Origin of the sequence: Streptomyces sp. 4F14 (assembly GCF_048159485.1) — a bacterium.
Classification (GTDB): domain Bacteria; phylum Actinomycetota; class Actinomycetes; order Streptomycetales; family Streptomycetaceae; genus Streptomyces.
Genome location: NZ_JBLRVY010000007.1, coordinates 155378 through 169524, shown reverse-complemented (window position 1 = coordinate 169524; position 14147 = coordinate 155378). Strand labels below are relative to the sequence as shown.

Genomic DNA, 14147 nt, shown 5'->3' with positions numbered 1-14147 from the left:
CGCCCGCGCCTAGAACTCCGTACGGCGGCGGCCCCGCCACAGCACCACCGACGTCACCAGCAGCACTCCCCCGGCGCCGCCCGCCAGGGGGCCCGCCCAGTCCGACGTGTCGTGGTCGTCGTTCTCCTTGTCGGGGCCCGCGCCGAAGTACTCCTTGCCGTACGAGCGTGAGGACAGGCCCTCCGGCTTGAGCTTCGCGGCGGCGTCGAGCGCGGCGGCCGGGTCGATGAAGCCGTAGCCGCGGGAGTCGTCCCGGCCGCCCGTGGGGGCGTCGCGGGCGGTGGACTCCAGGAGCTTCTTGATCTGCGCCGGGGTCAGACCGGGGTGCGCGGCCTTGATGAGGGCGACCGCGCCGGAGACGAAGGCCGCCGCCGCGCTCGTGCCCCAGCCCTCGTAGTACTTGTGGTCCGGGTCGGCGATCACGACGTCCACGCCGGGGGCGCTGACCGTCGCGTACCAGTGGCGGGTGGAGAAGTAGGCGCGTACGCCGTTCTTGTCGACGGCCGTCGCGGCGATGACCCCCGGGTAGGCCGCCGGGTACGAGATGTGGTCGCCCTTGTCGCCGCCGTTGCCCGCGGAGGCGACGACGACGGAGCCCTTCTTCAGCGCGTACTGCACGGCCTCGTCCTCGGCGGGCTCGGGGTGCGCGGACGCCGAGTCGTCGCCGAGGGAGAGGTTGATGACGTCCGCGCCCTGGTCGGCGGCCCAGCGGATGCCCTCCGCGAGGGCGTTGCCGCGGGTGTTGCGGGCGCGGGTGCGGGCCGGGTCGCCGTCCTCCAGGATCACCCGGACGGGCAGGATCTTCGCCTCCGGGGCGATGCCGAGGACGCCGTCGCCGTTGTCGTACCCGTGTCCGTGGCCCGCGATGATGCCGGCCATCGCGGTGCCGTGCCGGGCCCAGGCCCGCTGCCCGCGTACCGCGCCGAAGCCGACGAGGTCCTTCTCGGGCAGGACGTTGCCGGTGAGGTCGGGGTGGTCGGCCTCCACGCCGGTGTCGAGGACGGCGACGGTGACCCCGGCGCCCTTCGTGGTCTCCCACGCCTCCCGTGTGTGCATCGCCTCCAGCGCCCACTGCTGGTCGCGTATGCCGTCGGCGTAGGCGGCGGTGGGGGGGACGAGGGCGACGGCGGCGGCGACGAGGCAGCCGAGGAGGGCGGCGCGGCGGCGGGTGGTGAAGGGGGGTCGTGACGTGTTTCCGGGGTGGCTCATGACGGTTGCTCCGTCGGGCCGGCCGCGGCCTTGCGCAGGCTTCGTTCGATGCGGTCCGCGAGGCCCTTGGCCTCGTTGCCCAGGCCCGCCTGGGCGACGGCCGAGGTGGCGCCGGTCGCGGTCGCCTCGGGGGCGGACTGGGGCGTGTCCACGGTGCGGTTGTCCGCCCAGCCGGAGACGGAGTACACGACCACGGGCGCGTCCGTCAGCACGGACACCGTCCACGAGGCGCGCTGCGCGTTCCCGAAGCGGGCGGCGACGGTGTCCGGGACGGCGTACGGGCGGGGCATGAGGTCCGTACGGCGGGCCAGGCCCTCCTTGTCGAACCGCGCGTCCAGCTCGCGCATGCCGGCCGCGTCGGCGGTCGTGAACAGGAGGCCCACGGTCGTCACGTAGCTCTGGGTCGCGTCCACGTACGTCGCCCGCAGCAGGCGGTCGCAGCCGGCCGGGGCGAGGACCCTCGTCAGCAGGGGGTCGAACGCGTTCTCGCAGCCCGCGTCCGGGGCGACGCCGACCCGTGTCCACGTCCGGTCCGCGCCGCCCGGGCCCGCGCCCTGGCCGTCCACCGTCACCGGGAACAGCTGGTCCACGGGCACGCTGTGCCAGATCGCCGCGGCCGCCGCGTAGCTCCCGCTCGCCGCCGCCGCGTCGTCCCCGATCAGCCAGCTGCCGGTGACCGCGCCGCCGATGAGACCCAGCCCGAGGACCACACAGGCGGCCGCGGCGACGACCCGCCCGCGGGCCCAGGGGTGGTGGGGCTCCGGGGTGCCGAGGGGGGTCACGACCGGCGGGGTGGGAGTGGGGGTGGCGGTCCAGGACAGGGAGGGGTCGGGGGTGAAGTGGGGTGGGGCGGAGTGGTGCTCCGCGGGGGTGCCGAGGGGGGTGGCCGTCGAGGGCCGCGGGGGTGCGGGGCGGGGGGTCCGGCCGGGCACGTCGTGGTCGGGCGCGGGGGCCGGGGGTTCGGTGGTCCGCCCGGGGCGGTGAGAGGCCGGGGCGGTGGTGGAGGGGGGCGACGGCATCGGGGGGTTCTGTCCGGGGGTGACGCGGGTGGTACCGGGGCGTGCGGATCTGGGCGGGGCGGAGGGGCGTGGGGGGAGGGGGGTGTCTTGGGGGGCGGGGGGTTCGGACGCGGGGGGCGGGGTGGTGGGGTGGGGGGTCGATGCGGGTGCGGGGGTCGGGCGGGGTGCGGTGGGGTGGGGGGGCGATGCGGGTGCGGGGGCCGGACGGGGTGCGGTGGGGTGGGGGGGCGATGCGGACGCGGGGGCCGGACGGGGTGCGGTGGGGTGGGGGGGCGATGCGGACGCGGGGGCAGGGCGGGGGGTGGCTCGGGGGCCTTCCGGCGCCGGGGTGGCTGACGGGTGTGGGGGTGTGCGGGGGGCTTCGGGCGCGGGTGCGGTGGCGGGGCGCGGGGTGGCGCGGTGGCCCTCCGACGCCGGGCGCGGGGGCGTGCGAGGGACTTCCGGCGCGGGTGCGGTGGCCGGGCGCGGGGTGGCGCGGTGGCCCTCCGACGCCGGGGTGGTGGGGCGGGGTGGAGCGGGGTGGCTTTCCGACGGGGGCGCCGGGCGCGGCGCAGGTCGGTGGTCCTCCGGGGCCGGGGTGGCCGGCGGGGCGGGTGGCGTGCGGTCGTCCTTCGTTGCCGAGAGGTCGGACCTGTGCTCGGCGCCGGGCGCGGTGGGGCGGCGAGGTGGTGTGCCGGGGGTGCTCTTCCGGGCCGGGCCGGGAGGGGTCGGAGTCGTCGTGGGGTCGGGGCGGGCCGGTGCCCCCGGGGGGCGCCCGGACACAGAGCCGTCCCGCTCCGGCGCATCGGCGTGCGACAGCCTCGGCGGGGCCTGGGGCGGCACCTTGGGGCGGGGCGGGGTGGAGCTGTCCTGCGCGGACGCGTCGTACGGCAGGCGGGCCTGCGTCGAGTCGTCCTCCGCGGCCGTGGCGAACGGGACGTCGAACTCCGGGGGGTGTGCCGAGGACGTGGGAGTCCAGGCCGGGGTGTCCGTCGGGGCCGGGCGGGACGGCGTCTCGCCCACGGGGCGGGCCATGCGGCTGCGGGAGAACGGCGTCCAGGCGCTGCCGGTGGCAGGCGGACGCGGAATGTCGGACCCCGGCGCCCGGCCGACGCCGACCCGGGACACGTACGGCCGGACTCCGTCGGCCCCGGCGTCGGAGGGCGTGCCGCCGGGACGGGGTACGGAGGTGCCGCCGGGACGGGATACGGGGGTGCCGCCGGACTCCGTGCCACCGGCACCGGCAGCCGTCCCTACGCCGGACTGCGAAGCCTTCCCCGCACCGGACTCCGGAGTCATCCCTACGCCAGGCCCCGAGGGCACCCCTGCGCCGGACCCCGAAGTCATCCCCACGCCAGGCCCCGAAGTCATCCCCACGCCGGACCCCGAGGGCACCCCTGCGCCGGACCCCGAAGTCATCCCCACGCCAGGCCCCGAAGTCATCCCCACGCCGGACCTCGAAGTCATCCCCGCGCCGAGCCCTGAAGCCACATCCGTGCCGGACCCCGAAGCCACATCCCCGCCGGCCCTGGGACCCGCGTCCGCGCCGACCACCGGCGTCACGTCCACGCCGGACCCAGACGTCACGCCCGTACCGGGCGCCGGACCCGCGCCGGCCGCAGAAGCCGCGCCTTCGCCCACCGCGAAAGCCCCGTCCGTGCCGGAACCCCCTACACCCCTGCCACCCGCCCCAGTTCTCCGGGCCCCGTTCCCCTGCGCGCCCCCCGCCCGCTCACCGTTCCGCAACGCTCCCCCCGGCCGGGCAGCCGCAGGCGGCGTGTCCGGGAACCGAGCCGAAGCGGGCGGCGGTGGAAAAACGTCTCCGCCGACAGACACCCCACCACTACGCGCATCACGCCACACACGCTCCTCACCAACCTCACGCACCCCACCAGAAGCAGCCCACTCACCGGCACCGGCCCCTGCACCCGCCGCAAGCTCCCCGCTCCCCCACCCCGCACCAAACCGCACCTCACCCGACCGTCCCTGCCCCGAGCGCGTCTCGCCCGCCCGCACCTGTTCCGACCGCCCGTCACCCGGCACCGCCTGACCAGCCCCGCCCCGCCCGGCGCCCTCGTCCCAAGCCTCGCCCCCCACCACACGCCCTTCCCCCCGGAGGGACCCGTTCCCGTCCTCGTTGTCGCTCGCCGACCCCGTGAAGCCCGCCCCCGCGGCAGAGCCCTCCTTCAAGGACGCCCCTTCCGAAACCGTGTGATCCGCCGGAGGGCGCCGTGCTTCCGTGCTCACGATGCAACCCCCCGTTTTCCTCGTGCCGAGCCGCCCCGTCGTGGTGGACGGACGAGCGGCGGCGCCCCGGCGGACGGCCGACCCTGGGGCACGCATACCCGCACAGGCCGACCGGCATCCCGGCACGGACTTGCGGCCGGAGCCGTTCCTCCGTGCGTGCGCGTCACTCTACGGCTTGTCATGGGGGGAGGGAGAACCAGTACCGCCGCCGCGGGGCTTCTGCCCGGATCGTCCCCCTACCCTGCGGTAATCGGGTCTGGCAGGCTGCGTACATGACTGTGCGCGCCGCCGACCGGGCCCGTTACGACCGGGCCACCGCCCACCTGGACGCCCCCCTCGCGATCGTCGATCTGGACGCTTTCGACGCGAACGCCGACGACCTGCGCCGCCGGGCCGCGGGGAAGCCGATCCGGGTGGCGAGCAAGTCCGTCCGCTGCCGGGCGCTGCTGGAGCGGGTGCTCGCGCGGGACGGCTTCGCGGGGCTGATGTCGTTCACGCTGGCGGAGTCCCTGTGGCTGGCCCGCTCGGGCTTCGAGGACGTCCTGCTGGCGTACCCCTCGGCGGACCGCGCCGGGTACGCGGAGCTGGCGTCGGACCCGAAGCTCGCCGCGGCCGTGACGGTGATGGTCGACGACGTCGCCCAGCTCGACCTGATCGACGCGGCGCGCGGCGACGGCCGTGAAGTGGTCCGCGTCTGCCTGGAGTTGGACACGTCCCTCCAGATGCTCGGCGGCCGGATCAGGATCGGCGCGCTCAGGTCCCCCCTCCGCTCCCCCGCCCAACTCGCCGACTTCGCCCGCACGGTGACCCGGCGTCAGGGCTTCAAGCTGGTCGGCATCATGGCGTACGAGGGTCATATCGCCGGCGTCGGCGACTCGGTGGCCGGCCGCCCTCTCCGCTCCCGTGCGATCAGGCTGATGCAGACGACGGCCCGCCGCGAACTCGCGGAGCGCCGCGCCGAGGTGGTCCGCGCGGTCCGGGCGGTCGCCCCCGACCTGGAGTTCGTGAACGGCGGCGGCACGGGCAGCGTGGAGAGCACGGTCGCCGAGCACGCGGTCACCGAGGTCGCGGCGGGTTCGGGCCTGTACGTGCCGCGCCTGTTCGACAACTACACGTCGTTCACGGGCCGTCCGGCGGCCCTGTTCGCCCAGCCGGTCGTCCGCCGCCCCGGCGTCGGCGTGGTGACGGTCCTCGGCGGCGGCTACCCCGCCTCGGGCGCCCCCGGCGTGGACCGGCTGCCGGTGCCGTACCTCCCGGAGGGCCTCAGGTACGACCCTCAGGAAGGTCCCGGCGAGGTCCAGACGCCGCTGATCGGTGCGCCCGCCGACGATCTGCTGATCGGCGACAAGGTGTGGTTCCGGCACGCGAAGGCCGGTGAACTCTGCGAGCGTTTCGACCAGTTGCACCTGATCGAGGGGGACACCGTCACGGAGACGGTGCCCACCTACCGCGGCGAGGGCCACACGTTCCTGTGACGGTCTAGAGCGGGGTCACGTACGCGCCCGAGATACCGCCGTCCACCAGGAAGTCGGTCGCGTTGACGAACGAGGAGTCGTCGCTCGCCAGGAAGGCGACGGCGGCGGCGATCTCCTCGGCCTCGGCGAACCGGCCCACGGGGATGTGCACGAGGCGGCGGGCGGCGCGCTCGGGGTCCTTCGCGAACAGCTCTCGCAGCAGAGGTGTGTTGACCGGCCCCGGGCACAGCGCGTTGACGCGGATGCCCTCGCGCGCGAACTGCACGCCGAGTTCCCGGGACATGGCGAGGACGCCGCCCTTGGACGCGGTGTACGAGATCTGCGAGGTCGCCGCGCCCATCCGGGCCACGAAGGACGCCGTGTTGATGATCGAACCGCGCTGCTGCCGCCGCATGTAGGGGATCGCGGCCTTGCAGCACAGGTACACGGACGTCAGGTTGACCTCCTGGACGCGCTTCCAGGCGTCGAGCCCGGTCTCCAGGATGGAGTCGTCGTCGGGGGGTGAGATCCCGGCGTTGTTGAAGGCGATGTCGACGCTGCCGTACGTGTCGTAGGCGGTCTTGAAGAGCGCCTCGACCTGTTCGGCGTCGGTGACGTCGACCTTCACGAAGAGGCCGCCGACCTCGTCGGCGACGGCCTTTCCGCCGGTCTCGTCGATGTCGGCGCAGACGACGTGGGCGCCCTCGGCGGCGAGGCGGCGGGCGGTGGCGAGGCCGATGCCGCTGCCGGCTCCGGTGATGACGGCGGTACGGCCGACGAGGCGGCGGCAGACAGGAGTCTCGGTCACTGTGCGGGGTCCTCCGTGCTGATGAAGACGTTCTTGGTCTCGGTGAAGGCGGTGAGCGCGTCGGGGCCGAGCTCTCGGCCGACCCCGGACTGCTTGTAGCCCCCGAAGGGGGTCCAGTAGCGCACGCTGGAATGGGAGTTGACGGACAGGTTGCCCGCCTTGACGGCCCGCGAGAGGCGCAGGGCGCGGCCGATGTCCCGGGTCCACAGGGAGCCGGAGAGGCCGTAGGGGGTGTCGTTGGCGAGGCGGATCGCGTCGGCCTCGTCGGTGAAGGGGAGCAGGACGGCAACGGGGCCGAAGATCTCCTCGCGGGCGGCGGGCGAGTCGGGGGCCTCGGCGGTCAGGACGGTCGGCGGGTACCAGAAGCCGCGCCCGTCGGGGGCGTCGCCGCGCAGCGCGCCGGAGGCGTCGTCGGGGACCAACGACCGTACGCGGTCGAGCTGTTGACGGGAGATGAGCGGGCCCATCTGGGTCTTCTCGTCGGCCGGGTCGCCGACGACGACCGCCGCGAGCGCCTCGGTGAGGAACGCGCGTGCCTCGTCGTAGACGCTCTCCTGGACGAGGATCCGGGTGCGGGCGCAGCAGTCCTGGCCGGCGTTGTCGAGGAACGAGAAGGGGTCGAGGGCTTTGGCCAGGTCGGCGTCCGCGAACACCACGTTGGGGCTCTTGCCGCCGAGTTCGAGGGTGACCGGCTTCACCGACCTCGCGCAGCGTTCCATGACCTCGCGGCCGGTGCGGGTGGAGCCGGTGAACACGATCTTCGCGACGTCGGGGTGGTCGACGAGGGCGCGTCCGGCGATGCCGCCGTAGCCGGGGACGACCTGGAGGACGTGCTCGGGGAGCCCCGCGTCCAGGGCGAGTTCGGCCAGGCGCAGAGCGGTGAGCGGGGTGGTCTCGGCGGGCTTGAGGACGACCGCGTTGCCCGCCGCGAGCGCGGGGAAGGAGCCCCAGGCGGCGATGGGCATGGGGAAGTTCCAGGGGGCGATCACGCCGACGACGCCGAGGGGTTCGAGGATCGTGACGTCGAGGCCGCCGGGGACCGGGATCTGACGGCCCGTCAGCCTCTCGATGCCGCCCGCCGCGTAGAGGAGCAGGTCGCGCGCGTTGCCCGCCTCCCAGCGGGCGTTGCCGATCGTGTGCCCGGCCTCGCGGACCTCCAGCGCGGCCAACTCCTCGATATGGGCGTCGACTTGGTCGGCGAACCGGCGCAGGAGGCGGGCGCGGTCGGCGGGGGCGAGGGCGGCCCACACCTCCTGGGCCTTCGTCGCGCGGGCGACGGCCGCGTCCACCTCGGCGGCGTCGGCGGCGGGGACCCTCGCGACGACCTCCTCGGTGGCCGGGTTGAGGACGATCAGCTCGGACAATTCGTGACCCTTCACAGTCGCTCTACAGTCGTTCGAAGGAGCGGCGCAGCTCCCAGTCCGTGACGGCCGCGTCGAACGCTTCGAGTTCCACGCGGGCCATGTTGAGGTAGTGCGCGACGACCTCCTCGCCGAAGGCGGCCTCGGCGATGGGGCTGCGTTCCCAGACCTCGGCGGCTTCGCGCAGGGTGGTGGGGACGTGTTCGTAGTCGCCGGTGTAGGCGTTGCCCGCGCAGGCGGCGGGGAGTTCGAGCTTGTGCTCGACGCCGTACAGACCGGCCGCGACCAGGCCCGCGACCGCGAGGTGCGGGTTGACGTCGCCGCCGGGGAGGCGGTTCTCGAAGCGCAGGGAGCGGCCGTGGCCGACGACGCGCAGGGCGCAGGTGCGGTTGTCGCGGCCCCAGGCGGCGGCGGTCGGGGCGAAGGAGCCCGGCTGGAACCGCTTGTAGCTGTTGATGTTGGGCGCGTACAGCAGCGAGAAGTCCCGCAGGGCGGCGAGCTGTCCGGCGAGGAAGTGCCGCATGGTGTCGGTCATGCCGTCGGGCCCGGCGAAGACGTTCGCGCCGTCGGCGTCCGTCAACGACAGGTGGATGTGGCAGGAGTTGCCCTCGCGCTCGTCGAACTTGGCCATGAACGTGAGGGACACGCCCTCCTGCGCGGCGATCTCCTTCGCGCCGGTCTTGTAGACGGCGTGCTGGTCGCAGGTGGTCAGGGCCTCGTCGTAGCGGAAGGCGATCTCGTGCTGGCCGAGGTTGCACTCGCCCTTGGCGGACTCGACGGTCAGGCCCGCGCCGGCCATCTCGTTGCGGATGCGGCGCAGGAGGGGTTCGATGCGGCCGGTGCCGAGGATCGAGTAGTCGACGTTGTACTGGTTGGCGGGGGTGAGGCCCTTGTAGCCCGCGTCCCACGCCTGTTCGTAGGAGTCGCGGAAGACGATGAACTCCAGTTCCGTGCCGACCTGGGCCGTCCAGCCGCGCTCGGCGAGGCGGTCCAGCTGGCGGCGCAGGATCTGGCGGGGGGCCGCGCCGACCGGGGAGCCGTCCTCCCAGGCGAGGTCCGCGATCAGGAGGGCGGTGCCGGGGTGCCAGGGGATGCGGCGCAGGGTGGAGAGGTCGGGGCGCATCGCGAAGTCGCCGTAGCCGCTCTCCCAGGACGACATGGCGTAGCCGCGGACCGTGTTCATGTCCGTGTCGACGGCGAGGAGGTAGTTGCAGCCCTCCGTGCCGTGCTGGAGTACCTCGTCGAGGAAGAAGCGGGCCGCGAACCGCTTGCCCTGGAGGCGTCCTTGCATGTCGGGGAAGGCCAGGACGACCGTGTCGATGTCGCCGGCCGCGACCAGGGCGTGCAGGTCCTCGACGGGCAGCGGGGCTGTGCGGTCTGGCACGAGGGCCTCCTCAATGGCGTCCAAGAGCCATAAGGTATTGCTGAATACCATTGCTTGGGAAGGGGGCACGGCCGGATGACGGTGGAGAAGGACACGGGCACGGGCGACCGGCTGACGGCGGTCCTGCGGCCGGTGCGGGCGGGCAACGGCTTCGAGGAGGCGCTGGAACAGATCCTCCAGGTGGTCCGCCTGGGCCTGGTCCCCGGCGGCGAACGACTCCCCGCCGAACGGGAGTTGGCCGAGCGGCTCGGCATCAGCCGCGTCACCCTGCGCGAGGTCCTCAAGGTCCTCCAGGACCAGGGTCTCCTGGAGTCGAGACGGGGGCGGTACGGCGGTACGTTCGTGCTGCCCCGGTCCGCCGTGCCCGGCACCGGCGAGGAGGAGCTCCGGCGCCGGATCGCCGAGGTCGACGTCGAGGACGTGCTGCGGTTCCGCGAGGTCCTGGAGGTCGGCGCGGCCGGCCTGTGCGCGGGCCACGGCCTCACCGACGCCCAGGCGTCCCGCCTGCGCGAGGCCCTCGCCGGGACCCAGGACGCGGCCCTCGCCGACTACCGCCGCCGCGACACCCTCCTGCACCTCACCCTCGCCGAACTCTGCGGCTCCCCCTCCCTCACCGCCCAGTACGCCGCCGTCCGCGCCCAGGTCAACGACCTCCTCGACTGCATCCCGCTGCTCGTGCGCAACCTCGAACACTCCCAGCGGCAGCACGAGGCCCTCGTCGAGGCCGTCCTCGACGCGGACGCCGACGCCGCCCGCGAGATCATGCGCGAGCACTGCGGGGGCACGGCGGCCCTCCTGCGGGGCTTCCTCACGTAAGACCTGTTCTGCAAAGGTATCCCTGGAGTCCATTACCTGGAGGGGTCATGTCCGGTACGCCGCTCATCGGGATCAGCACCTACCTGGAGCCCGTCGCACGCTGGCGCGTCTGGGAGATGCCGGCCGCGCTGCTGCCCGCCGGCTACCCCCGCCTCGTCCAGCGGGCCGGGGGCCTCGCCGCGATGCTTCCCCCCGACGCGCCGTCCCGTGCCGCCGCGACCGTCGCCCGCCTCGACGGGCTCGTCGTCTCCGGCGGGCCCGACGTCGATCCCGCGCTGTACGGGGCCGGGCGCGAGCCCCGTACGGATCCCCCAGCGCGTGAACGCGACGCGTGGGAAACGGCGTTGATCGAGGCGGCGCTGTCCTGCGGCGTCCCCCTGCTCGGCATCTGCCGGGGCATGCAGCTCCTCAACGTCACCGTCGGCGGGACCCTCGTCCAGCACATGGAAGGGCACGTGAAGTCCCCGGGCGTCTTCGGGCAGCACACCGTCACCCCGGTCGCGGGGACCCTGTACGCCGGGCTGGTGCCCGAGACCGTCAGCGTCCCGACGTACCACCATCAGGCCGTCGACCGGGTGGGGACGGGGCTCGTCGCGTCCGCCCACGCGGAGGACGGGACGGTCGAGGCGGTCGAGGTCGCCGAGCGGGGTGGGGGGTGGGTGCTGGGGGTTCAGTGGCATCCCGAGATGGGGGAGGATCTGCGGGTCATGCGGGGGTTGGTGGAGGCGGCGGCGGGGTGAGGCCGTCAGCGCAGGCGGGACCGTAGCCACTCCAACGCCGCTTCTCCCTGGGCCTGTTGGAAGGGGCGCAGGGTGGGGAGGCCCGGTGGGGCTGGTTTCGTCGCGTTGTGGAGGAAGTAGCCGGTCAGGGCCGCCAGGGCGGTGGTCACCGCGTCCCGGTCCGCGGTGCGGCCCAGGGGGTGTGCCGTGAACACCTCCTCCGGGTCCGGGCCGCCCTGTGCTCGTACGCTCGGCAGCAACAGCAGGAGGTCGAACCACGGGGTCGCTCTCATCGCGTGCGGCCAGTCGACGAACCACACGCGGTCGTCCGCCAGCAGGATGTTGTCGGCCCGCAGGTCCCCGTGCGCGAGCGTGTCCCCCCGGATCGCGTCCGGCCATCCCTCGGCGACCCCGAGAATCCTGGGCCCCTGATCCGCCAGTTTCCGCCATCCGTCGAACGTGCCGACCAGTTCCTCCGAGGCGGAGGGGGCGTCGAAGGGAGCGGGTGTCAGTACCCGCCCCAGCTCCCCGACCGCGTCCACCACCGTCTTCAACTCGGCTTGCTCCCAAGGAACTTGCGGCTGCCGCCCCTCCACGTCCTCGAACACCAGGGCAACCCAGTCGCCGTCGTCGTGCACGCCCAGCAGGCGGGGTGCCGGTACAGCCGCCGGCAGCGCCGCCGCGTTCCTCGCCTCCTTGCGGTGGAGTCCCGGGCTGGACGAATTGACGGCTCCACTGACCGCCTTCACGAACCCTCGCCGCCCGGCCTCCGTCACCACCCGCGCCGCGACGCCCGGCGAGAAGCCGCCCCGCTGCGTCGTGGCCCGTACGACCGGTGCGCCCAGGGTCCCGGCCGCGGATTCCTTCACGGAGGCGGGGAGCGCGTCCCAGTCGAGGCGGACGCCGGCGGCGGGTGGGGCTAGGGGTTTCATGGGGACATCGTGCGGGGAGGGTGGGGTGCGCGCCCAACGCTTTTCGCTGGGCGCAGGCTCAGACATCACGCGAGGCGGAACACCTCTATGCCTCGCACCTCAACAAGCCCCCGGCACGCCGGTTCCAGAGCATCATGCGGCTACGCCGCAGCGGCACCACTGTCCCCGCCCGCCCCAGACCCCACCCCGCCTGACACCCAGCCGCCCAGGGCAACCGGGCGAGCCGCCAAGCCGCAAAGGGGGGCAAACTCGGTAAGCCAATGTTGCCGAGGCGACGCGAGTCCCGTCCCGGCAGGATCACCACCCCACCCTGGCGCTGCCCACGAACACAAGCCACGCCCTCCAGACGCACGGGGCTGCATCACCATGCGACTCCGTCACACAGGCACAACCACCGCAAGCCCGCACCCAACCCGCAACACAAGCCCCCGTCTTCCAGGGGCGCGGGGCTGCATCGACATACGGCTCCGCCGCGCGGGCACGACCAGCCACAACGCACCCGCAGCCGAATCTCAAGCCCCCCCCACGACCCGCAGCCCCCACCCCACAGAACCCCCCACTTCAGAGCCCGCCCTTCCAAGTAACCGAGTCGGGTGGGTGGGTGGGCGGAGGTTGTTCAGCCTCGCGTCAGCGACAACAGCTCCCGCGCAGGTCCCACCGGCCGGTGCCCTGCCCTCCACACCGCCCTCAACTCCCGCCCCAACGCCACCCCTTCCACCGGCACGGACACCAGCCTCCGCATGGCCAGCTCCTCCCCCACGACCAGCTCACTCAGCACCGCGGGCCCGGCCCCACTGACCGCCGCCGCCTTCACCGCGGTCGTGGACGACAACTCGATCAACGGCCGAGCGGACACCCCGCCCAGCGCAGCGTCCAGCACCTGCCGAGTCCCCGACCCTTTCTCCCGCAGAATCAGGGGAGTAGAGGCCAACTCCTCCCCCCGAAGGGCTCTCCGCCGACGCCCCCACGGATGCCCGGGCGCCACGACGACGATCAACCGGTCATGCCCGATGACGGCGGAATCGAGCCCGGCCGGCACGGTCAGCCCCTCCACGAACCCGAGATCGACCTCGTCCCCGAGCAGCTGTTCGGCCACGGCAGCGGAGTTCCCGGCGAGCAACGACACGGCCGTATCGGGCCGTTGCGCACGCAGCGCGAGCAGCCACCCCGGCAACAAGTACTCCGCGATGGTCATGCTCGCGGCCACCCGCAACCGGGAGTCCCGCCGGTCCCGCAACGCCTGCGCCCCCACATCGAACGCCTCGGCCGCCTCGACGACCCGCCGAGCCCAGTCCGTGACAAGCGCACCCGCATCGGTGAGCCGGGACCCCCGCGGCGACCGGTCGACCAGCGCGACCCCGAGCTGCCGTTCCATGGACCGGATCCGACTGCTGGCGGCGGGCTGGGTGATCCCGAGTTCCCGCGCGGCGGCCCCGAGACTCCCCACCCGGGCAACCGCGAGCAACAGCTCAAGCGCCCCGAGATCAGGCACCCGATGCGAGAGGGGAACCACCACGCCGTCATCGCTCATAAGACAAGCTTATGCCCAGAAAACCCGAGAAGACCTCATCACCCCAGGTCAGCCCCACACCCCCGCCCCACCTACCGCTGCTTCCCACCCCGGACAGCCTCGATATGCTCAGCCACGGCCACCACCAGGATCCGCGTGTCCGGCACGGTAGCCCGCCACCGATGCCGGACCCCTCCGGTCAGGTACAGCGTGTCCCCCCGCCCGAGCCGATACGCCCGCCCCTCCGCCTCGACCTCGACGGCCCCGTCGGCGACGTACATCAACTGGTCGTTGCGGTACTGGAATTCACGCCCGGCGTCGTGATCGCCGGTGAACTCGGTCGCGTGCATCTGGTGATGCCCCCGAACGAGGGACCGCGCCTGCGGCACCCCCGGTTCGTCACCCTCGTCCGCCCGGACGACGTCGACGCTGCACGCGGGATCAGCGGCGGCGAGCAGCTCGACGGCGGTCGTCCGCAGCGCGTCCGCGACCTTCTCCAGGGACGCTGTGCTGGGCCGGGCCCGGTCGTTCTCGATCTGGCTGAGGAAGGGTACGGACAGCCCGCTGCGCTCGGCGACAGCCGCCAGCGTCAGTTCGAGCGCGTGCCGCCGACGCCGTACGGCCGCCCCCACGCGCAGGGGCCGTTCCTTGTGGTCGCCCATAGCCCGGCTCCCTCCTCCAGCTCGTCGGTCCGCGTCGCCGTACCCAT

Annotated in this window: 11 protein-coding genes; 3 read left to right on the top strand and 8 right to left on the bottom strand. The window is 73.7% G+C overall.

Translation table 11 applies throughout. The annotated features are described in order from the left end of the window. Positions 1-9 precede the first annotated feature (9 nt). Together mycP and ACLZOT_RS14100 are read right to left on the bottom strand one after the other, a co-directional pair. Positions 10-1209 carry a type VII secretion-associated serine protease mycosin gene (mycP, locus tag ACLZOT_RS14105; protein WP_416969210.1) on the bottom strand — a complete coding sequence of 400 codons (1200 nt, stop codon included), beginning with the start codon at positions 1207-1209 and terminating at the stop codon, positions 10-12. Then, entirely contained in the window at positions 1206-2228 is a 1023-nt protein-coding gene (locus ACLZOT_RS14100) for a hypothetical protein (RefSeq protein ID WP_416969209.1), read from the bottom strand. Before ACLZOT_RS14100 ends, mycP begins: the two co-directional genes overlap by 4 nt. Before the next feature lie 2498 nt (positions 2229-4726). Here ACLZOT_RS14100 and ACLZOT_RS14095 point away from each other — a divergent pair. Further along, on the top strand, positions 4727-5929 hold the full coding sequence (locus ACLZOT_RS14095) for an amino acid deaminase/aldolase (protein WP_416969208.1): 1203 nt from the start codon (positions 4727-4729) through the stop codon (positions 5927-5929). A gap of 4 nt (positions 5930-5933) precedes the next feature. Here ACLZOT_RS14095 and ACLZOT_RS14090 read toward each other — a convergent pair whose 3' ends face one another. Genes ACLZOT_RS14090 through ACLZOT_RS14080 form a run of 3 tightly spaced genes read right to left on the bottom strand, consistent with a single transcriptional unit; the run spans position 5934 to position 9461 of the window. Beyond that, complete coding sequence (locus tag ACLZOT_RS14090; RefSeq protein WP_416969207.1) at positions 5934-6716, bottom strand: 3-oxoacyl-ACP reductase; 783 nt, start codon at positions 6714-6716, stop codon at positions 5934-5936. Continuing rightward, a complete protein-coding gene (locus ACLZOT_RS14085) occupies positions 6713-8080 on the bottom strand; it encodes an aldehyde dehydrogenase family protein (protein ID WP_416969206.1) in 1368 nt (455 codons plus the stop codon). The genes ACLZOT_RS14090 and ACLZOT_RS14085 overlap by 4 nt, the downstream gene beginning before the upstream one ends. A 22-nt stretch (positions 8081-8102) precedes the next feature. Beyond that, on the bottom strand, positions 8103-9461 hold the full coding sequence (locus ACLZOT_RS14080; RefSeq protein ID WP_416969205.1) for a glutamine synthetase family protein: 1359 nt from the start codon (positions 9459-9461) through the stop codon (positions 8103-8105). A 75-nt stretch (positions 9462-9536) separates the two neighbouring features. Here ACLZOT_RS14080 and ACLZOT_RS14075 point away from each other — a divergent pair, with 75 nt between their 5' ends. Together ACLZOT_RS14075 and ACLZOT_RS14070 are read left to right on the top strand one after the other, a co-directional pair. Further along, the gene (locus tag ACLZOT_RS14075) at positions 9537-10277 is read left to right on the top strand and encodes a FadR/GntR family transcriptional regulator (RefSeq protein WP_416969204.1); all 741 of its coding nucleotides are present in this window, start codon (positions 9537-9539) and stop codon (positions 10275-10277) included. Between the two features lie 47 nt (positions 10278-10324). Then, positions 10325-11017 (top strand): gamma-glutamyl-gamma-aminobutyrate hydrolase family protein, encoded by a 693-nt coding sequence (locus tag ACLZOT_RS14070; RefSeq protein WP_416969203.1) that lies wholly within the window; start codon positions 10325-10327, stop codon positions 11015-11017. 5 nt (positions 11018-11022) lie between these two features. Here the strand turns inward: ACLZOT_RS14070 and ACLZOT_RS14065 are convergent, their stop codons facing one another. The 3 genes from ACLZOT_RS14065 to ACLZOT_RS14055 all read right to left on the bottom strand — a co-directional run bounded on the left by ACLZOT_RS14065 (position 11023) and on the right by ACLZOT_RS14055 (position 14100). Next, the gene (locus tag ACLZOT_RS14065; RefSeq protein WP_416969202.1) at positions 11023-11928 is read right to left on the bottom strand and encodes a phosphotransferase; all 906 of its coding nucleotides are present in this window, start codon (positions 11926-11928) and stop codon (positions 11023-11025) included. A gap of 616 nt (positions 11929-12544) precedes the next feature. Then, entirely contained in the window at positions 12545-13459 is a 915-nt protein-coding gene (locus tag ACLZOT_RS14060) for a LysR family transcriptional regulator (protein WP_416969201.1), read from the bottom strand. Between the two features lie 71 nt (positions 13460-13530). Then, entirely contained in the window at positions 13531-14100 is a 570-nt protein-coding gene (locus ACLZOT_RS14055) for a helix-turn-helix domain-containing protein (protein WP_416969200.1), read from the bottom strand. Positions 14101-14147 lie beyond the last annotated feature (47 nt).